The 22,029-nt window shown below is 60.1% G+C and carries 21 protein-coding genes; 10 read left to right on the top strand and 11 right to left on the bottom strand.

Features of this window, described 5'->3' with window-relative positions; genetic code table 11:
* Window positions 1–6: 6 nt before the first annotated feature.
* Complete coding sequence (locus tag HF955_RS15135; protein ID WP_291076260.1) at window positions 7–507, top strand: hypothetical protein; 501 nt, start codon at window positions 7–9, stop codon at window positions 505–507.
* Between the two features lie 156 nt (window positions 508–663).
* Window positions 664–1,338: a Crp/Fnr family transcriptional regulator gene (locus HF955_RS15130; RefSeq protein ID WP_291076258.1), complete on the top strand. Its 675-nt coding sequence runs from the start codon at window positions 664–666 to the stop codon at window positions 1,336–1,338.
* A gap of 6 nt (window positions 1,339–1,344) precedes the next feature.
* Here the strand turns inward: HF955_RS15130 and HF955_RS15125 are convergent, their stop codons facing one another.
* The 3 genes from HF955_RS15125 to HF955_RS15115 form a co-directional block, all read right to left on the bottom strand.
* Window positions 1,345–1,968, bottom strand: coding sequence for a response regulator (locus HF955_RS15125; protein WP_291076256.1), 624 nt, complete (start codon window positions 1,966–1,968; stop codon window positions 1,345–1,347).
* A gap of 27 nt (window positions 1,969–1,995) precedes the next feature.
* Entirely contained in the window at window positions 1,996–3,579 is a 1,584-nt protein-coding gene (locus tag HF955_RS15120) for a nitrogen regulation protein NR(II) (RefSeq protein ID WP_291076254.1), read from the bottom strand.
* 80 nt (window positions 3,580–3,659) lie between these two features.
* Window positions 3,660–4,031 carry a hypothetical protein gene (locus tag HF955_RS15115; RefSeq protein ID WP_291076252.1) on the bottom strand — a complete coding sequence of 124 codons (372 nt, stop codon included), beginning with the start codon at window positions 4,029–4,031 and terminating at the stop codon, window positions 3,660–3,662.
* A 231-nt stretch (window positions 4,032–4,262) separates the two neighbouring features.
* Here HF955_RS15115 and HF955_RS15110 point away from each other — a divergent pair, with 231 nt between their 5' ends.
* Together HF955_RS15110 and HF955_RS15105 are read left to right on the top strand one after the other, a co-directional pair.
* Window positions 4,263–5,198, top strand: a complete 936-nt coding sequence (locus HF955_RS15110; RefSeq protein WP_291076251.1) for a bifunctional enoyl-CoA hydratase/phosphate acetyltransferase — start codon at window positions 4,263–4,265, stop codon at window positions 5,196–5,198.
* Window positions 5,195–6,370: an acetate/propionate family kinase gene (locus HF955_RS15105; protein ID WP_291076249.1), complete on the top strand. Its 1,176-nt coding sequence runs from the start codon at window positions 5,195–5,197 to the stop codon at window positions 6,368–6,370. Before HF955_RS15110 ends, HF955_RS15105 begins: the two co-directional genes overlap by 4 nt.
* Here HF955_RS15105 and HF955_RS15100 read toward each other — a convergent pair.
* The 4 genes from HF955_RS15100 to HF955_RS15085 are packed head-to-tail and all read right to left on the bottom strand — an operon-like array spanning window position 6,367 to window position 11,673.
* Window positions 6,367–7,659 (bottom strand): HlyD family efflux transporter periplasmic adaptor subunit, encoded by a 1,293-nt coding sequence (locus HF955_RS15100; RefSeq protein WP_291076247.1) that lies wholly within the window; start codon window positions 7,657–7,659, stop codon window positions 6,367–6,369. The genes HF955_RS15105 and HF955_RS15100 overlap by 4 nt on opposite strands.
* 3 nt (window positions 7,660–7,662) lie before the next feature.
* The gene (locus HF955_RS15095) at window positions 7,663–10,044 is read right to left on the bottom strand and encodes an ABC transporter permease (RefSeq protein WP_291076245.1); all 2,382 of its coding nucleotides are present in this window, start codon (window positions 10,042–10,044) and stop codon (window positions 7,663–7,665) included.
* Window positions 10,041–10,790, bottom strand: a complete 750-nt coding sequence (locus HF955_RS15090) for an ABC transporter ATP-binding protein (RefSeq protein ID WP_291076243.1) — start codon at window positions 10,788–10,790, stop codon at window positions 10,041–10,043. Before HF955_RS15090 ends, HF955_RS15095 begins: the two co-directional genes overlap by 4 nt.
* A gap of 10 nt (window positions 10,791–10,800) precedes the next feature.
* Window positions 10,801–11,673, bottom strand: coding sequence for a universal stress protein (locus tag HF955_RS15085; protein ID WP_291076241.1), 873 nt, complete (start codon window positions 11,671–11,673; stop codon window positions 10,801–10,803).
* A gap of 160 nt (window positions 11,674–11,833) precedes the next feature.
* Here HF955_RS15085 and HF955_RS15080 point away from each other — a divergent pair, with 160 nt between their 5' ends.
* From HF955_RS15080 to HF955_RS15070, 3 genes are all read left to right on the top strand, one after another.
* Entirely contained in the window at window positions 11,834–14,521 is a 2,688-nt protein-coding gene (locus HF955_RS15080) for an HAD-IC family P-type ATPase (RefSeq protein WP_291076239.1), read from the top strand.
* A gap of 102 nt (window positions 14,522–14,623) precedes the next feature.
* Window positions 14,624–15,130, top strand: a complete 507-nt coding sequence (locus tag HF955_RS15075; RefSeq protein WP_291076237.1) for a pyridoxamine 5'-phosphate oxidase family protein — start codon at window positions 14,624–14,626, stop codon at window positions 15,128–15,130.
* Between the two features lie 72 nt (window positions 15,131–15,202).
* On the top strand, window positions 15,203–15,724 hold the full coding sequence (locus tag HF955_RS15070) for a hypothetical protein (protein ID WP_291076235.1): 522 nt from the start codon (window positions 15,203–15,205) through the stop codon (window positions 15,722–15,724).
* Between the two features lie 18 nt (window positions 15,725–15,742).
* Here the strand turns inward: HF955_RS15070 and HF955_RS15065 are convergent, their stop codons facing one another.
* Entirely contained in the window at window positions 15,743–16,210 is a 468-nt protein-coding gene (locus HF955_RS15065; RefSeq protein ID WP_291076234.1) for a hypothetical protein, read from the bottom strand.
* Window positions 16,211–16,479: 269 nt separating this feature from the next.
* Here HF955_RS15065 and HF955_RS15060 point away from each other — a divergent pair, with 269 nt between their 5' ends.
* Both HF955_RS15060 and HF955_RS15055 read left to right on the top strand, forming a co-directional pair.
* A complete protein-coding gene (locus HF955_RS15060) occupies window positions 16,480–16,959 on the top strand; it encodes a hypothetical protein (protein WP_291076232.1) in 480 nt (159 codons plus the stop codon).
* A 386-nt stretch (window positions 16,960–17,345) separates the two neighbouring features.
* Window positions 17,346–17,861 carry a hypothetical protein gene (locus HF955_RS15055; RefSeq protein ID WP_291076230.1) on the top strand — a complete coding sequence of 172 codons (516 nt, stop codon included), beginning with the start codon at window positions 17,346–17,348 and terminating at the stop codon, window positions 17,859–17,861.
* 121 nt (window positions 17,862–17,982) lie between these two features.
* On the opposite strand, the gene HF955_RS15050 is transcribed toward HF955_RS15055, so the two are convergent.
* Entirely contained in the window at window positions 17,983–18,630 is a 648-nt protein-coding gene (locus HF955_RS15050; protein ID WP_291076229.1) for a BON domain-containing protein, read from the bottom strand.
* 62 nt (window positions 18,631–18,692) lie between these two features.
* On the bottom strand, window positions 18,693–19,124 hold the full coding sequence (locus HF955_RS15045; RefSeq protein ID WP_291076227.1) for a DUF2267 domain-containing protein: 432 nt from the start codon (window positions 19,122–19,124) through the stop codon (window positions 18,693–18,695).
* Between the two features lie 123 nt (window positions 19,125–19,247).
* Between HF955_RS15045 and HF955_RS15040 the strand changes: the two genes are divergently transcribed.
* A complete protein-coding gene (locus HF955_RS15040) occupies window positions 19,248–19,685 on the top strand; it encodes a host attachment family protein (protein WP_291076225.1) in 438 nt (145 codons plus the stop codon).
* On the opposite strand, the gene HF955_RS15035 is transcribed toward HF955_RS15040, so the two are convergent.
* Window positions 19,682–21,955, bottom strand: coding sequence for an EAL domain-containing protein (locus HF955_RS15035; RefSeq protein ID WP_291076223.1), 2,274 nt, complete (start codon window positions 21,953–21,955; stop codon window positions 19,682–19,684). The genes HF955_RS15040 and HF955_RS15035 overlap by 4 nt on opposite strands.
* Window positions 21,956–22,029 lie beyond the last annotated feature (74 nt).

Genomic DNA, 22,029 nt, shown 5'->3' with positions numbered 1-22,029 from the left:
GTTCGTGTGTCTATTCTGATCGTCTACTATTCCCGGACCGGGAACACGCAACTGCTGTCAAATCATCTAGCAAATGAACTGGGCGCCGATCTGGAAGCACTTCACGATGGACGCGACTGGATCAGTTCATGGGGCACGATACAAGCGGCACTTGCGTCGGTTCTGGGCGGAAACTCCCGCTTGGCACCACTTGGCAAAAACCTGTCAGATTACCAACTTATCCTGATTGGAACACCGGTCTGGGTCGGTCGTCCAAGCGTACCGATCCGGACATTCATAAAGATGTATCGTCGCCAATTGCCCAATGTCGCTTTCTTCTGCACGCAACAGGGCGAAGGCGGAAAAAATGTCATGAACACGATGCAGAGTCTTGCACGTCGAGTTCCGGTCGCAAGACTTGTCCTGCGTGAAGGCGACCTTGCGGGCATTCATGAGAATACGGATGCAGACCGTTTTGTGGACACGATCCGGACTTTTACGAAGGATCAAATCACCCAGCCGGCTTGAGCATCGTCCATCACACCGGACAAACCTGTATCGGGGAAGACGAGCTGCGTGTCGCAGCCTGCGTACAAACCCTTATGCGTAATGTCCCGTAATGTCAGGTGCCACCCGCTTGCGTCATCCTGAGACTGTCACATCACGCAGCGTCAGGAGACCGACATGACCCGTACTGAAGCCCAAAATGCAATTCAGGCGAACATGACGGGACAAAGACGCGTGTTCGCACCGGCTGAGCATCTGTTCCATCAAGGTGATGCCGACCGCGGACTGCACAAGATCCTGTCAGGTACGGTCACAGTCTATCGTGTGACGGCCGACGGATACCGGCAGATCGAGGCCTTTGCAGGCCCCGGAGACTATGTCTCGTTGTGCCTGTCTTCCACCAGCCCCACCAGCGCAGAGGCATTGAGCCCCGTCGAAACGGACTATGTCAGCCGAGCCGCGTTTGAACGACGACTGCTGGAGGATGCGGAGTTTCGCGCGGAGGTTTTCCGCGACATAGACAAGGCGGCTGCGGATGCCCGTCGGCAGGCGACATTGCTTGCATGCAGGTGCGCAAAGGAACGCGTGGCCGATTTCGTTCTTTTCCTCGCCGGACGTTTCCGGCCTCGAGCGGATGGATATATTCCGATCCCAATGAGCCGCTGTGACATGGCAGATCATTTGGGGCTAACGCTTGAAACCGTCAGCCGGATGCTGAATCGGCTGAAGCAAACAGGGATTATCGACCTGCCCCGTCCAGATCGCTTTCGCATAGCAGATATCGGCCGCCTGCGTCGGCAGGCCGGTCGTGGAGATAGTGGCGCGTGCGACCCGGGCGAAATCGCCGTCTAGAGCCCGTCAGAGCTCGGCGCCGCGCGCAAGGAAAGCCAGTCGCACCAATTCCGCAACACTTCCTGCCCCGGCCTTCTCGAGTACGTTGGCCCGGTAAAATTCCACAGTCCGCGGGCTGAGATCGAGCGTCCGTGCGACCAGCTTGTTCGACGCGCCGGTGATCAACTGGTCGAAAACGTCCTTCTCTCGCGGTGTAAAGCTCAAGATCGCGTCCAGCGCTTGCTTGCGGGCTTGCGCGAGTTCCGCGGCCGCACGCGCATTGTCGGACGCACGCTCAATGGCATTGAACAAGGCATCCTTGTCCCATGGCTTTTCAATGAAGTCGGTCGCACCGGCCCGCATGGCCTTCACCGCAAGCGCAACGTCGCCATGTGCCGTAATCATGATGATCGGGCGCGTGTCATCATTGGCGCGAACCGTCTGTATGGCCTGCATCCCGGACATGCTGCCCAATGAATAGTCCATGAGGATAATGGCCGGGTCTGCTGCGTTATGCTGGTCAAGGAACGCCTCGGCAGAAGCAAACAGCTCGCAGGCATAGCCCTTTGCCTCCAGCAATGCGTCCAGCGAATCCCTGACACCGGCATCATCGTCAACCACGATAATCTTGCAGGCATCAGGCGCTGTCACGTCGGGCTCCCCTCTGTTCTGCCCAATCTACACCACACGGCGTGGAAGGGTAAGGGTGAACTCGGCACCACCCCCAATTGCATCCGCAAGCGTGATATCGCCGCCATGAGCCTGTGCAAGCCGGCGGACAATTGACAGGCCCAGCCCCATTCCGGACCGACTCCTGCGAAAAAACCGGTCAAATATCTTGGGTTTGTCGTCGTCCGCGATGCCTGGACCTGTATCGCGGACGATCAACTCCAACACAGAAGCGTCCTGTCGCGTTACGACAGTGAGTTCCGCCCCCTGCTGGTTGGCCATCGCCCGAAGCGCGTTGCTGACCAGATTGATCAGGATCTGCTGCACCTGAACCCGGTCAAACAGGGATGGGTCCCGCCGCCCGTCATGACTGAAACGGATCGCGACCCCCTTGGCGGATGGCGCATGGGACAGCATCGCCATGGCTTCTGCCACTGCGCCGTGGAAATCGTCGAGTTTCATCTCACTGTCGCCGCGCAGGGTCATCCGCCGGGTGCGCGCGATGACCTGTCCGCCCAACCTGGCCTGGGCTGCCGACTTTCGGGCAAGTTCGAGCGCCTCCTCGAGATCGCCGTCCCTCGGCGATTTCAATCGCAGCTCCAGCGCGTCCATATAGTTGGCAATCGCTGTCAGGGGCTGGTTCAGCTCATGGGCGATGGTTGCCGCAAACTCTCCCAGCGCGCTTTGCAGGGCGGCCGCATCCAGCGCATCTCTCAACGATTCGACTTCTGCCTCACGCGCCACGCGGCGAGAGATGTCCCGGACGATCCCGATGAATTCCGGCCCGTCCCGCCCCGGCAGTTCACTCAGGGCCACCTCCACCGGGAATACGTGACCCGATTTGTAGCGAGCCTGGAGCGTGCGACCAAAATCGGGCAACTTCCGCTCTCCCGTCTCCAGAAACGCGGCAAGATAATCGTCATGTTGACTGGCATATGGCTCTGGCATCAGCAGGCTGAGAGGCTTGCCGATCATGTCTGACGCCGTCCACCCGAACACACGTTCTGCGCTGCCGGTGAAGTCCAGGATCGTTCCCTGCCGGTCGATGCGGACGATGGCATCGGGAGCTGCGCTCAGAAGGACTGACAGCATGGTTTGCTGGTCGGTCATCTTCGAACGCAGGCGCCGGTCCTCGACGACGATGCCTGCGAGTTGAGTGATCTCGTCCAGGAAGCTGCTGAAGACCGTATCATCCGCCTCGTCCTTCGGATCGCGGACCGTGACCAGGATCGCCGCCGGTTCTTCGCCAGCAATGCGCAGGGGGAACAGCCGTGTCCTGTGCACGGGGCCATTGTCCAACGAGACAGCCATGATCGCAGGCAGGCCGGGCAATGACGCACCGGACAGCGTTTCATCAATCCGACTGCGAAGCATGTCTGATTCAACTGAACTGAAGGATGGTCCCGACACGAGTTGCGCTGTGTCCGACGCCCCCCGCAGATAGATGGCGACCCGCCCGGAACCGGGCACGGCTTCGATCGCCTCGATCAGGGGACGCGCGGTTTCAGCCAGGTCCGGATCGTTGTCCACACGGTTCAGCGCGTCGTGAAGAAACGCCGTTACGGGTCTCAGGACCGTGTCAAAAAGTTTCAATCTGTCCAACCGGACCGTCCCATCAGTGTCGAGGCATCAGACCAGCCGCAGATTTCGTTCCAGGTCAATTCAGGCCCGGATCACTCCTTGGACGCTTCCTTGTGCGATCCGTTCATCGCAATCTTCATCACCCGGTCCAGTTGATCGGCATAGTCATGCGCCGCCTCGCTGGCTGCGCGCAGCCATACTTCTGCGCCTTGTGCGGGTGTCCGGCAGGCACCGAACTCGCTCAGATAAGAGAAATCCTTGATCAGGCGCGTATTGTAGAAGCGGGCCATGTCCTGTCCGGTTTCGAACCAGTGTTTCATCGCCTCGGTTCCGTAACGCATGCCATCCGCGAATGGCAGCGGCATCGCCGCGGCGGGATCGAATCCGACCGATGCCTTCTTCGTCGTCCGACTGGTACGGGGACTGGCGGCCGCCTGTTCCGCCTGCGCTCGCTTCTGGGCCATGTCAAATCTCCTCTGGCTAATCCTGTGATGCCCCCATCAGGTCAGGTCCAGTAAGCCGCCACTTTCCGCGAGGCTCAATTGCGGGGAACTACCTAGCGGCATCACCCCGGAGAAATGCGTATTGAGGCATCCCCATCTTGCGAGCTTGTCTGACTTGCAGGTTGGCAGCGGGGCCACAGCTGAGCAACACTGAGCGGACACACGCCAGAACGAGTCGTGAGGAGGAAAACCATGTCCGACACGCCTTCCCTACCCTTTGACGACATCCGGTCCCGGGCCACTGCGCTCAGTGGCGAGCCCTTGCGCGTAGCAGTGGTTCATCCGGTCAGCACGTCGAGCCTGAAAGGCGCTCTGGACGCGGCCCGGTTAGGGATCATCATTCCCATCCTGATCGGCCCGGAGGACAAGATCCGCGCCGCTGCCAAGGCTGGCGAACTGGACATTGACGGCACCGAACTCGTGCCGACCGCCCACAGTCATGCAGCTGCGTCCAAAGCGGTCGAATGGGTTCGAAACGGACGAGCCAACGCTGTCATGAAAGGTGCGCTGCATACCAATGAATTGATGGAGGCCATTGTCAAACGCGATAAAGGTCTCAGGACGGACCGGCGAATGAGCCATGTGTTCCTGCTGGAGACCAGCGGCTATCACAAACCCATCCTGATCAGCGACGGTGCGATCAACATCGCACCGGACCTGCCTGCCAAGCGCTGGATCACTCAAAACGCCATCGATGCCGCGCGCGCGATCGGAATTGAACAGCCCAAAGTGGCCATCCTCTCGGCCACGGAGGAAGTCGATCCGGTGATCCCTTCCACACTAGATGCGGCGGCCCTATGCAAGATGGCTGAGCGGGGCCAGATAAAGGGCGGCCTGCTGGATGGTCCCCTGGCCTTCGATCTGGCCGTCTCGCCAGACGCGGTTACCGCAAAGGGGCTGACCTCGCCGGTTGCGGGCGACGCAGACGTTCTGATTGTGCCAACCCTGGAAGCCGGGAACATGTTGGCCAAGCAACTGGACTATCTCGCCGGCGCTTCGGCCGCCGGAATCGTTCTGGGCGCCTCCGTTCCGATCATTCTGACCAGCCGGGCAGACACTGCGGAGGAACGTCTGGCCTCCTGTGCCTTCGCTGCGCTGGTTTCAAACTGGTATCAGAGTGTTTCATGAGCGTTCAGGCCGTTGCCACTTTCAATATCGGATCCTCCAGCCTGAAGTTTTCAGTCTATGGGCTCCAGCCGGACAAGAAGCTCTCGGCGTGCCTTCTCCGCGGCGCGGTGCGCGACCTCTCCGGCGCACGCAGTGTCGACATTTCAGATCCGGCAATGCTGGAAGGCCTGGAAGTCGAGATTCGTCAGTGCGAAGAGCCACACCAATTGACGGAACGCCTTGCGGGCTGGCTGTCCCGCCAGACCGAACAGTTTACTCTGACCGGCATCGGTCACCGGATTGTGCACGGTGGTCGGAAACATGCGCGTGCGGTCATCGCCAATGAGACCAACCTGGAAGAGCTGGAGGCATTGTCGGTCTTTGCGCCCGCGCACCAACCGCACAATCTGGCAGGCGTGCGCGCCGTTCAGGCTGCCCTGCCAGACCTGCCCCAGACACTGTCGTTCGACACGGCCTTCCACCGTACCATCCCCCGCATTGCCGAACTCTACGCTCTGCCCCGCGCATTGAGCGAGGAGGGCATTTTGCGTTTCGGGTTCCATGGACTTTCCTATGCCCACATCTCCGAGAGCATTGGCGAAATTCTCGGCAGTCGGCCTGCGCGGCTCATTGCCCTTCATCTCGGCAGCGGCGCAAGTGCCTGCGCGATGCGCAATGGCGCAAGCATCGCGACCTCCATGGGCCTGACGGCGCTCGACGGACTGCCTATGGCAACGCGGTGCGGCGACCTCGACCCTGGGGTTGTCCTGCATCTGGTTCAGGATCGCGGCATGTCGCCTGACGACGTAGGCGACCTGCTCTACAGGCAGTCCGGCCTGCTGGGCGTGTCCGGCATATCGAGTGATCCAAGAGTGCTGCTCGAAAGTAGTGCGCCGGAAGCGCGAGAGGCGCTGGATCTGTATTGCTATCGTATCGCCAGTCAGGTCGGCTCGCTCATGGTGGATCTTGGCGGCATCGATGCCATCGTGTTTTCCGGAGGCGTCGGCGAAAACTCACCCGAGATACGCAACCGGATCATCGAGCATCTGGAATGGCTCGGCCCCCGGATCGAGCAAACCGCCAACCTCGCCAATTCGACATTCCTCTCCCCGCCCGATGCACCTGTGTCGGTCATACGCATCGAAGCCGATGAAGAACGGATCATCGCACGCGATTGCGCCAGCCTGCTCTAGCGTATCAGGAAATCGCAGCCGCTGGCGTCTGTGTCCCAGCTCGCGGACAGGGGAACCGCATCGGCGGTCATACCCGGAGACTCTTCCATCACGGGTCCTGCAGATTGCCGTGCCCGAACGAGGACGCGATCTTCGATGCGGCTCGAGGGATGCTCAACCAGCGTGTCACCGGGCTCGAGCCCAGCAAGAATCTCTGCGACCTGTCCGTTCATGTGGCCAATTTCGACCTGGCGCAAACGCGCGCGTCCGCGCTCCACACGATAGACCGACCAGGCGCGGTCCTGCTTGAACAGGGCGGTCATCGGCGCGGTCAACACATCATCAGCCGACCAGACCTCGACAGCCACATCGACACGATAGCCATGGCCGAGTCGTGCGGAGGGCTGTCCGGGAGACAGATCCATCACCACATTGACCCGTTGCTCTTCAATGCCGAGTGCGGAGACTTTCGTGAAGGCGAATGGCTCTATCCGGCGGACTTTTCCGTAAAGATCAGGTCCGCCCCAGTCCGAGATCGTCACCGGGTCCCCGGGTGAAATCCGTACGGCGTCTTCCGACAGGAGGTCCGAGATGATTTCAATTTCGTCCGGATCGCCCACTTCGACCAGAGGCGCCCCCTGCGCGACCGGCCCCTCGCTCTGTCGCAAACGACGCAACAGCACGCCGTCAATCGGTGCAATCACGTCAATCAGTTCGCCACCTTCAGATGCGCTGCTCGGGCGAAGGGCCGCACGCGCAGCGGCCAGTTCCTGCCGTCGCATGGCCAGGGCCGCTTCAGCGGCCCGTGCGGCGGCGTGCAAAGTCCGCTCTTCCGCCTCGGCACGCTCGAGCACCTGCCGGGCGATCGACCCTCCCGGTGCGAGCTGACGATAGCGGTTCGCGTCGGTTTCTGCGCGCGAGAGTTCGGCCCTGACCCGGTCCAATTCTGCAGCTGCTGCCCTGACGGCGGCGGCGGCGGCGTCTGCCACCGCGGAGAGCTGCTTTTCAGACCGGCTGTCCAGGACCGGGGCCGCAATGGGTTTGATGACGGCCACCACTGTCTCACCCTCATAGACACAATCACCAGCATCGAGACCAATGCGCTCCAATTGCCCGGCGACCGGCGCCGAAATCTCGAACACGTCGTGAATGCGGGTCTCACCTTCTTCCTCAACCGATACGGTCATGGGACCGCGCTGCACTTCGACGATATCGACGTCCACGGCGCGCGGTGAGAAGGCCCACACCGCCAGACTGACAACAACAAGGGCAATGACTGCCCAGAACAGGATACGGTTTCTCAGGGCCATGGGTTACTCCCGGGTCTTCAATACGGCGATCAGATCGAGTGACTTCACTCGATTTCGGACAAACAGGGCGGCTGCAATGGAGGACGCGATCACGATCAGCGCCGCGAACCCTTGTGTTGAGGGGTCAATCGTCAGTGGTACACGGAATAATTCCGTAGCCATGGACGTCGCCACAAGATAGGCAAGCCCAGCGCCGAGCAAACCGCCGAGCGGCAAGGCGAGAAAGACGAGGAGTGCCAGTTCTCCAATCAGGATGTAGGATACTTCGCCTTCGGAGAATCCCAGTACGCGGAGACTCGCAAGTTCTCGCCCCCGTTCGGTCAGCCCGATACGCGCGGCATTGTACACCACGGCGGCCGCGATGGCCCCGCCGATGAGCGCATAGATGGTCATCATGATGTTCACATTCTCTTCCATCGACTCATTGAAGCTTTCGATGGAGGCGCGCTGCAGCGTTACACTGGCAATTCCGGGGCGCTCAAGCACCGCATCGCTGAAGTCCGCTTCAAGGTCAGGATCGACCATGACGTAGACTCCGCTGATCACCCTGCTTTCCCCCAGGAGCCTGCCGAGCGCCGATGTGTCCATGAAAGCAGGCCATCCCATCGGTTCATTGACAATCGCCGTGACGGTCGCTTCGACAATGGGACGTTCACCTTCGAGAACCTCCAGCGTAACATGATCGCCCAATCCTGCCGCGATCATGTTGGCCAGCTGCGCCGACAGGGCCAGTCCCCTGTCCGGCACTTTCATGTATCGTCGGTCACCATCCAGAATCCGTCTTTGGCGACCATCGGCATCGAGCCCAACCAGCCAGGCCCGCTCGTCCAGATGCCGGTGGCGCAATCTGACGGACACGTCCCGACTGGGCTGCACCGACAGGACACCCGGCAGGCGTTCGATTTCTCTCAGCGCACCAAAATTGACAGGTTCGACAAAACTGATCGCCGCATCATATGCATCGGTACGGTGGAATCTCTGCTCCAGCATCTCGTCAATCGCATCAAAGGCAAACAGGGTGCCGACCAGAAGGCCCTGCGCCGCGGCCACGCCGGCAATCGTGACAGCGGCCCGGACCGGCCAACGCGTGATATGGCGCAGGATCATCCGTGTTGGCTCGTCCAGTTTGAAGAAACCGAACATGCGCTGAACCAGTCCCTTGCTGTACATGGTCGGTGGCGCGGGCGACATCGCTTCGGCAGGCGCCAGTTTCGCCGCGGAGCGCGCTGACCCGACCGCACCGATGACCGCCGCAAACGCCGCCGCACCGCCACCGATCACGAAGGCGGAAGGCTCCAGGCGAAAGATCATGTCGGGAAAGCGGAAACTGTCCGAATAGAGATTGGTCATCAGCCGGGCCAGCGCTGCCCCGAGGCCGAAGCCGACCAGGATGCCACCCGCCACCATGCCCAGAGCCATTTTCACATAATGCCAGGCAATTTCCCGCTGATCGAACCCGAAGGCCTTCAACAAGCCGATCTGCTGGCGTTCCGTGGCAATCAGACGCGCCAGTATGGCATTGATGAGCATTGCGGACACGACCAGAAAGATGGGCGGGATGATGGCGGCAATGGCCGCAAGCTGCTGCATCTCGCTCTCGATGAACGCGTTCGACAACTGATCTTCCGCGCCATACGCGCCGCCAGTCCCGTAAGGCTCGAGCAATGTATCGAGCGCATCGATCACATGGTGCGGATTGGTGCCGGGATTGAGGGACACGCTGACATCATTGAACGCGCCATCAAGATCGAAGGCCGCTTCGAGTGCGCGGCGCCCCATCCAGAAAATGGCAAATCGTTTCTCGTCCGGAAGCAAGCCGCCCGGACCAAGCATGTAGATATGTTCCGGTGAATCGCCGATGCCGACGATCTCCACATCACGAGCCCGTCCGTTCACCACGGCCCGGACGCTTCCGCCCAGTCTGAAGCCGTGCGCATCCATGAAGGATTTCGAGACGACCGCTTCGTCCGGCCGGCCCGGATCCGGGAAGCGTCCGGAATACAGCAACACCCCGTTCAGGCGAGGCTCGCCAATTTCCGGCAGCGAGACGAGTTGCGCATTGGCCGGCTCCCGAAGCCCTTCGATATCGAGCGTGACCAGACGGGAAATACGCGTTTCGACCGCGCGTACACCGTCGATTTCCGCGATGTTGCTGACCAGGCGTTCCGGGGCGCGCTTCGCATTGCTGAACACGTCGGCAAAGCGGAAACGCTCATAATAGGTCGACCGGCTGAGTTCGAGAGAGGAAATGGCGCCGAGCGCCATGACCATGATGGCGACCCCGCAGGCAACGATCGCCCCCACAGCCATGCCCTGCCCGCGCATGTGCAACAGATCCCGCAGCAATTTGCGGTCGAGAGCGGAGATCCAGGCGCCGAACTTCACCAGGACAGTTCCGACGGCTTCTTTGCGCGATCAATCTGGCGGGTCTCCGCTATCTGTCCGTCGGACAGGCGGATGGTGCGGTCCGACATGTCGGCGATCCCCACATTGTGCGTGATCACCACGGTCGTGGCGCCGAGCTCGCGATTCACGTGATCGAGTGCTTCCAGGACCTGAATCCCGGTTGTGCTGTCGAGCGCGCCGGTCGGCTCATCGCAGAACAGCAGCGAGGGACGTTTGGCAATCGCCCGGGCCACGGCAACCCGTTGCTGTTCCCCGCCGGACAGTTCAGCCGGAAAATGGTCCAGCCGCTTGCCGAGCCCGACCATGGACAGCGCATCTTCCGGCGGAATGGGGTCGCGCGCGATCTCCGTCACGAGCGCCACATTCTCGCGGGCTGTCAGGCTTGGCACGAGATTGTAGAACTGGAAAATGAAACCGACATGATTGCGCCGATAGCGGGTCAGCCCCGCATCTGTCCGCCGCGTCAGCGATTTTCCTTCAAACAGCACATCCCCTTCACTGGGTCGGTCCAGACCGCCCAATATGTTGAGCAGGGTCGACTTGCCGCTTCCGGACGCGCCCAGCATGACGAGAAGCTCCCCCCGGAAGACGTCGAGGTCAACGCCGCGCAGGGCCTGCACCTTCACCTCGCCGGTGTCATAAACCTTTGTCAGTCCACGCGCAGACAGCAGGATGTCTGCTTCAGCCGTGCGGTCGGGATCCAGGCTGAATGCGGTATCCGCCATGATTCGGGTCCTAGTGGATCATGAGAAGGGGTTGGTTGGCGTGTCGCAGCATGTGCAGTGTGACCCCTCCCAGCATGCTCTCGCGCAGTCGCGAATGCGAATACCCGCCCATCAGGACAATGTCGCTGCCGGTGGCCTCGCACTGATTGAGGATCCGTTCGGCAATGGGCCGGTCGGGCCATTCGACCGTGCGGCTCTTCACCTTCACGCCTGCCCGTTCCAGCCAGAGCCGGGCGGCTTCGATGCCGGGCGTGCCGAAATCCGTTTCGCCGATGGTGAGGAGCGTGGTTTCCTCGCTCATCTGCAGAAGGGGCAAGGCGCACCGCAGGATGCGGGATGCCTGAAGGCTGCCATCCCATGCGACCAGCGGGCGACGCGGGGCCGCGTCCAGTCCGTCGCGTGGCACAAGCAGCACGGGAGCGCCGGACTGCATGAGAATTTCTTCAAATATCTCCCGTTCGAGCAGGATTTCCTTCGGGTCCGGATTGGACATCACGACCAGATCCGCGACCCGAGCCGCCATGGCATAGTTTCGCGTCATCGCGCCGGTTTCCTCCGACCATGAGGCCGTGACACCATTGTGTTTGAGCGCTTCGGACACCGGCACGATGTGCGCACCATCCTCGTCACACCGCTCCTCGAACGCAACACGCATGGTGCGGGCAAAGGCTGCGGTTGCTTCATCATGGCTTTCCATCGCCATGGTCGTGGCGCTTGCGGCAGCCGGAAAGAACTCCATCGGCGGATAGGAGGCGAACCGTTGGCGGACATGGTGCGCCATGACATGTCCATGAAAGGCATGGGCCATCTTCAGGGCGGCATCGGACACGCTTTTCGCGGTTTGCTCAAACGCCATGGGCACGAAAATGGTCTTGAAGCTCATGCGACTCCCTCCGGGCTGACAGATCGTGCGCCAAATTCGCCACAGGCAGGCATTCCCGCCTTGATCCCAATCAAACGGAGTGGCGATCCACCGTCCTAGGGACTTGAAACCCGCCCTTCAGGCCGGGTCCCGTTTCCGCTTCGCCGCCTGGAGCCGATCCATGACCGCAGGCCGTCCTTCAGAAGTTGTCACGCATGCCAAAACGGTTGATGCGGTCCTGGAGCAATTCGGAACCAGCCGAGAGGGTCTCTCCAGCGCCGACGCCGCGATACGGCAGGACATTCATGGGGCGAACCGGATTCCCCGCGCGCGCAAGACACCGATTGTCCTCCGGTTTCTGTCTCACTTCCATAACGCGCTGATCTATGTGCTGATTGTCGCGGCCATCGTCACCTGGTGGCTCGGCCAGCCCATCGACTCCGCGGTCATCCTGTTTGTCGTCCTCGCCAATGCCATCATCGGCTTCGTGCAGGAAGGCCGCGCTGCTGCCGCACTCGAAGCGATCGAAACCATGCTGTCGCCGCACGCGCACGTGGTGCGGGACGGACGCCGGATTACCCTGGACGCCGAGCAATTGGTGCCGGGGGACAGTGTGTTCGTTGAAGCCGGAGACCGGGTGCCGGCTGATCTGAGGCTATTCGAGGTGCACGGCCTGCAAGTGCAGGAAGCGCTCCTGACCGGCGAGTCTGTTCCAGTGAACAAGGCCATTGAGCCAGTACGCGAAGACGCACCACTTGGGGAACGGACCTGCATAGCATTTGGCGGTACCATCGTTACCGCCGGACAGGCCCAAGGTGTGGTCACAGCCATCGGCCCCCGGACAGAAATCGGGCATGTGAGCGGCATGCTGTCCTCGGTGGACACGCTTCAGACACCGCTTCTCGGTCAGATGAATGCGTTTGCACGCTGGCTGACCGTGCTGATTCTGCTGATGGGAGCAGCATTGTTGTCCTATGGCGTGTTCATTCGAGAGGACGATTTTACGGACACGTTCATGTCCGTGGTGGGTTTGTCGGTCGCAGCCATTCCGGAAGGCCTGCCGGCCGTCCTGACGATCACGATGGCCATCGGTGTCCGCGCCATGGCCCGCAAGCACGCCATAGTCCGGCGCCTGCCGGCAATCGAGACGCTTGGCGCCGTTTCTGTTATCTGTACGGACAAGACCGGCACGCTGACCCGAAACGAGATGGTTGTGCGTGCAGTGTGGACGGCGGGCCAGTCATATGATGTGTCCGGAGAGGGATACTCCCCGACAGGACTCCTCTCCCCTCGTCCACAGCTTTCCGCGACCTGCCCTCTGCACACCTTCGCCATAACGGCCGCCCTGTGCAATGACTCACGATTGCTGAAACAGCCGACGGGTTGGGCGCTGACCGGGGACCCCATGGAGGGCGCCCTTCTGGCCCTTGCCGGCAAGGTGCTGCCGGATCCTGAGGCACTGCGTACCGAGCAAACCCGTCTTGATGTGTTGCCTTTCGATTCCCGCCATCGCCTGATGGTGACCCGGAACCGGGATGGCGACAGCGAAGTGCTGCATGTCAAAGGCGCGCCCGAGGCCATTACGGGGCTTTGCTCCGACATGCTGGACGCTGATGGTTCAGCCATTCCCATCGATCGCAGGGAAATTCGTGCCGTCACGGACCGCTTCGCCGCGCGTGGCATGCGGGTCCTCGCCCTTGCCACACTGAAGAATGCGACCGAAACGGAACTGGGTCCGGAAGCGCTGTCAGGTCATCTGACCTTCATAGGCCTGGCAGGTCTGGCCGACCCTCCCCGCCCGGAAGCGATCCGCGCGGTCGCGGAGTGCCGGGCGGCCGGTATTCAGGTCAAGATGATCACAGGTGATCATGCGGGCACGGCCACGGCCATTGCCGCCGAGATCGGGCTGGAAACTCCTGGGCACGTGCTTGAGGGCCGCGATCTGGATCATCTGGACGATGTCGCGCTGGCTTCTGCGGTTCGCGACACCAATGTCTTTGCCCGGACCAGTCCCGAACACAAACTGCGTCTCGTCAAGGCTCTCCAGAGCCAGGACCTGATCGTGGCCATGACCGGCGATGGCGTGAACGATGCGCCCGCGCTCAAGCGGGCGGATGTCGGTGTGGCCATGGGACAGAAAGGCAGCGAAGCCGCCAAGGAGTCCGCTGCCATAGTGCTTGCGGACGACAATTTTGCCTCCATTGCCGCCGCCGTCACTGAAGGCAGAAGGGTCTATGACAATATCCGGAAACTGATCCGGTGGACACTGCCGACCGGCGGCGGGGAATCCAGCGTCGTGATTCTGGCGCTCCTGTTTGGTCTTGTCCTGCCGATCACCCCCATCCAGATCCTGTGGATCAATCTGATTACCGAGATGACGCTCGGGCTGGCCCTCGCCTTCGAGCCGCTCGAACCCGGGACAATGAGCGCGCCGCCCCGCAAGCGGACAACGCCTCTTCTGGATGCCGGCCTGCTTGGAGATATCGTCGTGGCAACCCTGTTGTTCGCAGCCGCCATCTTTGGAATCTTCACTTACACGCTCAACGAGACCGGATCGCTCGACCTTGCCCGAACCGTGGCCTTCAACGGCCTGGTCGTATTGCAGGTCGCCTACCTGTTCTTTGTCCGGTACCAACACGGCGCGTCCACCACACTTGCCGGACTGCGCGGCACCCCGGCTATCTGGATCGCCTTGTGTGTGGTTGTTGCGGGTCAGTTGGCCGCGACCTATTGGCCGACGGCCCAGGCCGTGTTTGGCACCACAGGCCTTCCGCTAAAACATGCCGGCATCGTTCTCGGCGCAGGAATTGCCGTTTTCGGATTGCTGGAAGTGGAGAAACAGTTGCGGCTTGCCATTCAACGCACGTGACGCCGCGCGGCATGCCTGAATTCTCAACGCCTTGATCAGCATCAAGGCGGTCCGGCTTGACCCGTTCCATTCTGAAGACGCCATATGACGGAGGTTCCAGCCATGAAGTCCGACCTGGAAAAGAAGGCAATCGCCATTCTGGACGCCAGCAATGATCTGGCCATCGCGACTGTTCGACACGACGGCTTTCCCCAGAATACCACGGTGTCTTTCGTCCATGACGGACTGACCCTGTTCATCGGTGTGGGCCGGGACTCCCAGAAAGCGAGAAACATGCGCCGCGACCCGAGGGTCTCGCTGACAGTGACGCCGCCCTATTCCGACTGGGATCACATTCGCGGCCTGTCCATGGCCGCCCGGGCAACGGAAATGACGACAGAGGAAGAGAGCGCAGAGATCGTCGGCATGATGCTGAAGCGGTTCCCCCAGATCGCGAACATGGACCCAATGGAAGGCATCCCACCCGCCTTCTTCCGCATAACTCCGACCATTCTGTCCATTCTCGACTACAGCCTGGGATTTGGACACACGGATACAATGACAGTCGACGATACGGACATCGCCGATACACGCGAAAGCATGCAGCACAAATGGCTCATTCCGACCTGATCGGGAAACTTCCGCCCCGAAGTGCCGACTTCAGATAGCCCATCACGCCCGCCAAAAGGAGACTCATGACTCATGTGCACGCTCAATCGAACCCGGTATTTCGCCACCTGCATGATTGCCGCCAGTGTCGTGGCAGGATGCGCCCTGACGCCTTCACCTACGCCGTATCAGCCTGCAAGTGATCTTCACGGCTACACAGACGAGGCTCTCGCTGAAGACCTTTTCCGTGTCGGTTTCCGGGGAAACGCCGGCACGAGCCAGCAGGACGTAGAAGACAGCCTGTTCCGACGTATGGTCGAGATCGCCGAGACCAAAAAAGCCGGAAGCTTTTCAATCGTCGGCCGGGAGACAACCTGCACCACGACGCTACGGACGACACCCGAAACGACCTGCATCTATCACCAGTCAGCCGACACGACGTTCCCCTACTATTTCGGCATCTACGAGCTCGAGAGCCCCTGGCATTCGAGCCCGAAACGCGAGTATGAGGCGGTTGCAACCATCCGTCTCTCATCTGAAGCCGATTGCGGAGATTATCGGGATTGTTTCGTGACGTCAGAGGCTCGGGCCAGTATCGGGAGTGACAGCGAGTGATCCCTTGAGCGCGGATTTTCAGCGCCGTACACACGCGTCCAGATCCGACAGGACGCGCCCCGTCTCGAACACACCTTCCGTTTCCGACGCGGGCCGCAAGTCAAGGAATTCCACTTCAGCCGTGGCGAGGAATTCCTCCTCTACATTCACGATCGAATAAGCGAAATAGGTCATGTAGTAGGGCGAATGGCACGGGTTTGGCTTGTCGACCTTGTGTTGTTTCACAGTCCGGTTCACGAACCGGAATGTTTCGGCGCCTCTTGATCGAGCCAGTTCCGCAGAGCGGTACAGCAGGAAGAGTTCCACATCCTGTCGGCTTGTATGTGTATTGCCACGAAAGCTGACTTCAGCGCGATCTCCTGAAAGCAGACGATCACTGTAGCCATAGCCTCGCTCGGCTTGTTGATAGGGCGTGGCCGTTGCACAGGCCGTAGCCAGAGCCAGCGTGATACTCAACAGCGCATATGTCGTGCGGGAACCGAACACCGATCTCGTCTTTCGAAACAATCTTGACGGAGACATGAGGCTGCCATGGAACACCAGAAGCCAAATTGACCGGCGTCAACCTGCCGGACCGATTGAGACCTGCATGCAACTAGAAAGCGGATCGAAGCGCCAGTTTCGGCAAGACGCGACAGCAGACTCTGTCCATAATCTGGTTTCACCTTTTCATCCGGACAAAGATTTCCGGCAACAGATAACGGGCTCGAGTCAGGACCAAACGCCTGATGGTATCGGCCCGGGGGATTGATCATATGCGTCTCAAGCTGCTGCTTTTGCTTCTGATCCTAAGTCTAACCTCCGCTCTCGGATCTCCCTCCCATGCTGACGTCCGGTTTCACGTCAAAAACTGTACGGATCAGTCAATCGGGTACTGGACCTTTGATGGAGGGGACAGTTTGCGCATCATCCAGGCCAGTCATGGAACACTTTCAGCTTTCCACCCGGCTGAGAAGTCTGGCGAAAGTGACACACGGTTCCACACGATATCTTGCGAGACCGGTTCCCATTGCCAGCTTTACCTGCACCCCTCAGAATTTTTCAACAAGACCTTCAAGTACAATATCGGCAAGAACGTTTACATGCGCATCATCTCGTTGGTGCAGTTCGAATATGATGACCCCGCAATCGCTGCGCGGGAAGGCACACAATACGCTTTGCGATTCACTCTTTCCAGCGGAACTGAACGTTGTGACGACCCGACCGACAGCTACGCCTCATTGGCAGCGGAGTGAAACAGATGCTGTTCGCCCAAACACTCCTGGCGAACAGACTCGCAGTCGTCCTGTATCTCCGTCGATCGAGACAAGGGCAAGGCAATCACATCGCACAAAGCCACCCCACTCGCGCGGCACGGAAAGAAAAGACTACTTGGAAATCAATCGGGAAAACTGTGCTCGCGATCGGTTCCAGCATACACCGAAGCCCGCCGCTCCAGCGGATGCCGCATCCGACTTATTCCGTGCACTCCCGAACCGAGGTCTACCAACTTGAACGCGAGCAGCGAAAGCTTTGTCGCTCTTTTCACCTGACGCCAGAATGCATGAGGACTCTCAAAGTGATCATCCGAAGAGTTCGACCGAACGGTCAGTTAAATCGCTTCCATACGCAAACCAGGGACATGCCGAGGAGCCGCGACAGCGTTCATCCCATTCATGGCATTGTCAGATCTCCGGCGGTGGCCGGCCTGTTCCGAAAGGCGGCCTGTTCGTGTTTGGCAGTCATCATGCTCTCCAGCATGGCTACCTCAGCGGCGCACGCTGATGTCCATATTCGCGTAAAGAACTGCTCTGACTATCCCGTCAAATTCATGACCTTTGATGGAGCAGACTGGCTCGATGCGGTCCCCTACAAGGTGGGAACTGTTTCCGGTCGGCATACGAGTGAAGCCGATGCTTCACCGAAACGAACCGCCTGCTCTTCGGGTGAGTTTTGCAAGATTGATATCATCCCTCAGAATTTCGACATCGAAGTGAAAAAGAGACTGAAAATCGGCGCTGGAAAATATCTCCGGATCACCCGTATCGACAGGAAATATGCCCCGCCGGACAATCCCACGATGGATAATCGGGAAAAGAGCTATCCGGTGATAGGGTATACGATCGATGCCCGGGAAAAGCGCTGCCCGAATAGCTGAAGCGCGTCACGGCATTCGTTGAAGAGGTCCTTTACGGCTCCATACGGAGGCGTCCAAATGCACGATAGCGATACGCCTGCAGGTCAAATGCAGTTCAGCGCGATTGCATAGATCCGATATTCTACCCCAGACGAAGCCTGTCCTCTACGGAGACAACTCCCGGCGCGGCCCATGCGGCCTGTTCGGCGACTTCCCGATCATGCCAGTCCTCCACGACACCATCCAGCACCACATTGCCGTCGACTACGGACACACGAATGCCGCTCGCTTCGGTTCTCGCGTGCCGGACAAGAGCCTTTTCGATCCGTGCCTTGATGTCGGACGGCGAGGCCCGCTTCCTGACGCTGATCGCGTTTGACACACCTCGAACACCCGGCAGGCTGGACACCCGCCACTTTGCAGCGTCCCGTTGATAGTTCCAGTCGACTTCTCCGGAGAGCGTAACCCAGCCATTTTGCACGCGTACCTGAATCTCGTTGTCAGGCAAGGAGACATCCCAGTCGAGCACATCGGCCGCCTTGCTGGCGATTTCATCATCATCCGTCTTCGGCCGGCCTGTCAGGCGTACCTCGATCTCCTGGGCAATGCCCCGAACACCCTTGACGCGCTTGACGGCGTCCTCGGCGGCCAGTTTCTCCGCAAAGGATGAGACGTGTCCCATCAGCGTCACCACGCCGTCCTCAACCGCCACACCAATACTGGCTGCGTCAATCCGCGGCTCCCATTCCAGTTCATCTTCCACAAAGTCCCTGAGAGTCAGATCGTCCATTCAAACCTCCTGCCTTGGCATGTGTCCATTACAGGTCCTGAAGTCTACTGTATTGACGCGGGTCAAGCAGGCTCAAACAAGGGGCGCAACGGTTCCGGCAAGGCATGAAGGACATGGTCAAACTCACCGGCCGAGACATGCTTTCTCAAGGTCGCGAAAACGGCGCGGGCGATGGCGTCTTCATCCTTTTCCGGATCGGCGCCGAATATGGCAGTGACCGGCGCCAGAAACTCCCGGACTGACCGTATGTTCCCTCCGCATCTGGAGGGCTTCCAGCCATCGTAGAATACGCCTTTCAGGATCAGGGGTAGTTGCGCCGACAAATGCGCACCCTCTTCCACGGTCAGCCTGTCGCGCAATGCGTGCAAGGCTGCGCGCAAGGCGCTGTAGGCCGCGCGCCGGTCCGTCCATCCGAGTTGGTCCGTGATATCCTTCAGCCAGACATTGGTCAGATGAAGGCTTTCGTCGAATTGGCTCACACTCGCTCGGCTCATGGCGCGCTCCTCCTCATGATATCTGACCATTTTGGCATTCGGATGCCGCGATTGGCTTGATAGGCGTCAATCCGGCGCCTCAGGACGCGTGCAATCTGAAGTCACAGCAAGGAGGAGTCCCACATGCAACTGGCAACCGGAACCTATGTCTTGGTCAGTGATGGCGCCAAGGCGCTTCTGCTCCAGAACAAGGGCGATGATGGCATCATTGACCTGCGCGTTGTGAAGGCGCTGGAAGAGAGCACGCCGGCCGCGAAGGAGTTGTCGAGTGATCGCCCGGGGCGGTTCAGTACGCCGTCCGGCGGACAGGCTGCCACAGAGCAGACGGACTGGCACGAGGTGGGTGAAACCCGCTTTCTTGCACAGGTCGCACAAGCAACGCTGGAGACCGTAACTCAGACGTCGCCCGCGAACCTCGTTGTGGCGGCGGACCCGAAATCCCTTGGGGAACTCCGCCGTCTACTGATCGATTCCGGCTCAATCAAGCTGCTTGCGGAGATCAACAAGGATCTGGCGCACCAATCCATTCCGCAAATAGAAGAGGCGATTACCGGCGCCTAGGCCGGAATCTCCGCCCGCACCTTGGCGGCCAGATCCTCGCCCAGTTGCGAGATTGGGGCCGGGCGTCCAAAGAGGTAGCCCTGCACTTCACCGAACCCGGCCAAGTTCACAAAGCGGAACTGTTCTTCGGTTTCGACGCCTTCGGCAATCACATTGATATCGAGCACACGGCTCATTCCGGACAGAATTCCCAGGACCTGGCGCGCGCGATCGCTGTGCTCGGCACGCACAAAGAAGGACCGGTCGAGTTTTACCCGGTCCACCGGCAAATTCTCGAGACGGCTGAGCGAAGAATTGCCGGTGCCGAAATCGTCCAGTGCGATGGTCACCCCCAGATCCCGAATGGCTTCGATGACTTCACAGGATGTGTCCAGATTGCGCAGGACGCCGCGCTCGGTGATTTCGATCTCCAGGAGATTTGGCGGAAAGTGCGTCTCTTCAAGAATACGGGTCACCGACGCCACGAACCCATGCGACAGGAGTTCGTTCGGCGACACATTGACACTCAGGCGGACGGTCTGTCCGAACTCCGTCATCCAGGCCAGCATGTCGGTGCAGGCCTGCCGCATGACATATTCGCCAAAAGCGATGATGTGCCGGCTGGCCTCCGCGATCTCGATGAACTCGGCCGGATCGATGGCCCCATATTTCGGATGGGTCCAGCGCGCCAGCGCCTCAACTCCGACAAGCGAACAGTCCGACACACGCATGATGGGCTGATAGTGCAGGCCGATCTCGCCGCGCGCGATGGCGGACATGAGGTCGCGATGGATCGACACGCGGCGTTCCAGCCGCTCCCGGATATGCGGTTCCGGAACAATGCAGGCATCGCCGCCCTGGGACTTCGCATCATAAACAGCGGCGTCGGCAAGCTCGAGGATGTATTCGATGCCCTCTCCCCGCTCGCCCGTAGATGCCCCGACCGACGTGGTCAGATCAATCAGGCGGCCGTCATAGGAAATGGGTTCGGACGCCAGGTTCTTGATTCTGCGGGCGAGGCCAGACACTTCCTTTAGGCTCGCACTGCGCAGGAGGATGCAACAGAACTCGTCCCCGCCGATGCGGAAGATGCGCAGCCCCGGCTCCTCGATCGCAAGCCGGGTCAGGCGCTGGCCGAGCGCCACAAGCGCGGCGTCGCCACCTCCATGACCATGGCGGTCGTTCAGCTCCTTGAACTTGTCGAGATCAAGATAGAACACGCTGACAGCCTCGGGATCGACACCGTCCTTGAGGGATTCGATCAAGGCGTTGAAGGCGTGGCGGTTTTCCAGACCTGTCAGCAGGTCGGTCGTGGCCTGCTGTCTCAGCCTCTGCTCGAATTCCTCGCGCACGCTGATATCGTGGGCGATGCCAATATATCCGCGGAAGACACCGTGCTTGTTGAATTGCGGACGCCCGCTGAACTCGACCCGGTACTGTTCCCCCCCGAGGCGCAGAATGGCCTTTACCTTCGAAAAGGGTTGGCGCTCCATGATCGTCTGGTTCAAGGCCGTTTCTTCCGCGTCCCATCCGATGAGGACATCGCGCCAGTGCCGCCCGGTCGCGTCCCCCTTGCCGAAAAAGTGGATGATCTTCCCGGCTTCATCGACTTCCAGATGCCAGTCCGATGAAAGCTCGGCATAGGCCATCGAGCGGTTCAGATTCAGATTCTCCCGCTGGACCCGGCGTTTGAGCGCGTCATAGACCTGACGCCCGAAATGCTTCGGCAATACAGCCGCAATTCCGCATCCGACGGCAATCAGGCTGAGCGAGACGCCTGTCAGGAATGTGTCATTCGCACCATTCACGATGACGTCCAGACGCGCCGCCGGACCGACATACCAGTTGATGAATGTAACCACACAGCCTGTATACAGAATGCTCATCAGAGGCGTCGTAAAGAGACCCCAGATGATCGGCGTGATACTCAACAATTGCAGCGCCAGAAAAATCCCCTGATCATCCATCAACAGCATGGCCAGCAGATTGGCCGGCACGCTGATGCACAGCAGCAGGCCCTGGAGGAGCAACTGCCGACGCTTGCTGGCCAGATAGGCTGCACTGCAGAGAGCCGCTACAGTCAGACTGTCAATGATCGTGCCGAGATTGAGATTGTATTGCCCAGCCACAACGAGACTGACGATGACAGCGAACATGATTACGAGCACCGTCAGCGACGAGTACAGGATGATCGAATGCTGCAGCCTGTCCGGCGCCGCAATCGCGACGACAGCCTGATCGTTCGCGCCAGCCCCTGCGGACGGCTCGGTTATCGTGAATTTTTTGCGCATTGGCTCCTCGACATGCGAGGTTAACCCTATCGCGGGCGTGTTAGCCCTCCGCAAAAGCGCGGCGCGAATATCCC

It is taken from the genome of Hyphomonas sp. (assembly GCF_017792385.1).
Classification (GTDB): domain Bacteria; phylum Pseudomonadota; class Alphaproteobacteria; order Caulobacterales; family Hyphomonadaceae; genus Hyphomonas.
The sequence above is the reverse complement of the archived record's forward strand: the minus strand, read 5'-3'. Positions and strand labels throughout refer to the sequence as shown.

Bases quoted from the DNA above. Each gene is read 5' to 3' on its own strand.
- HF955_RS15130 (WP_291076258.1), top strand. From the start codon at position 664: ATGACCCGTACTGAAGCCCAAAATGCAATTCAGGCGAACATGACGGGA.
- HF955_RS15115 (WP_291076252.1), bottom strand. From the start codon at position 4,031: ATGGCCCAGAAGCGAGCGCAGGCGGAACAGGCGGCCGCCAGTCCCCGT.
- HF955_RS15110 (WP_291076251.1), top strand. From the start codon at position 4,263: ATGTCCGACACGCCTTCCCTACCCTTTGACGACATCCGGTCCCGGGCC.
- HF955_RS15105 (WP_291076249.1), top strand. From the start codon at position 5,195: ATGAGCGTTCAGGCCGTTGCCACTTTCAATATCGGATCCTCCAGCCTG.
- HF955_RS15100 (WP_291076247.1), bottom strand. From the start codon at position 7,659: ATGGCCCTGAGAAACCGTATCCTGTTCTGGGCAGTCATTGCCCTTGTT.
- HF955_RS15090 (WP_291076243.1), bottom strand. From the start codon at position 10,790: ATGGCGGATACCGCATTCAGCCTGGATCCCGACCGCACGGCTGAAGCA.
- HF955_RS15085 (WP_291076241.1), bottom strand. From the start codon at position 11,673: ATGAGCTTCAAGACCATTTTCGTGCCCATGGCGTTTGAGCAAACCGCG.
- HF955_RS15080 (WP_291076239.1), top strand. From the start codon at position 11,834: ATGACCGCAGGCCGTCCTTCAGAAGTTGTCACGCATGCCAAAACGGTT.
- HF955_RS15075 (WP_291076237.1), top strand. From the start codon at position 14,624: ATGAAGTCCGACCTGGAAAAGAAGGCAATCGCCATTCTGGACGCCAGC.
- HF955_RS15070 (WP_291076235.1), top strand. From the start codon at position 15,203: ATGTGCACGCTCAATCGAACCCGGTATTTCGCCACCTGCATGATTGCC.
- HF955_RS15060 (WP_291076232.1), top strand. From the start codon at position 16,480: ATGCGTCTCAAGCTGCTGCTTTTGCTTCTGATCCTAAGTCTAACCTCC.
- HF955_RS15055 (WP_291076230.1), top strand. From the start codon at position 17,346: ATGCCGAGGAGCCGCGACAGCGTTCATCCCATTCATGGCATTGTCAGA.
- HF955_RS15050 (WP_291076229.1), bottom strand. From the start codon at position 18,630: ATGGACGATCTGACTCTCAGGGACTTTGTGGAAGATGAACTGGAATGG.
- HF955_RS15045 (WP_291076227.1), bottom strand. From the start codon at position 19,124: ATGAGCCGAGCGAGTGTGAGCCAATTCGACGAAAGCCTTCATCTGACC.
- HF955_RS15040 (WP_291076225.1), top strand. From the start codon at position 19,248: ATGCAACTGGCAACCGGAACCTATGTCTTGGTCAGTGATGGCGCCAAG.
- HF955_RS15035 (WP_291076223.1), bottom strand. From the start codon at position 21,955: ATGCGCAAAAAATTCACGATAACCGAGCCGTCCGCAGGGGCTGGCGCG.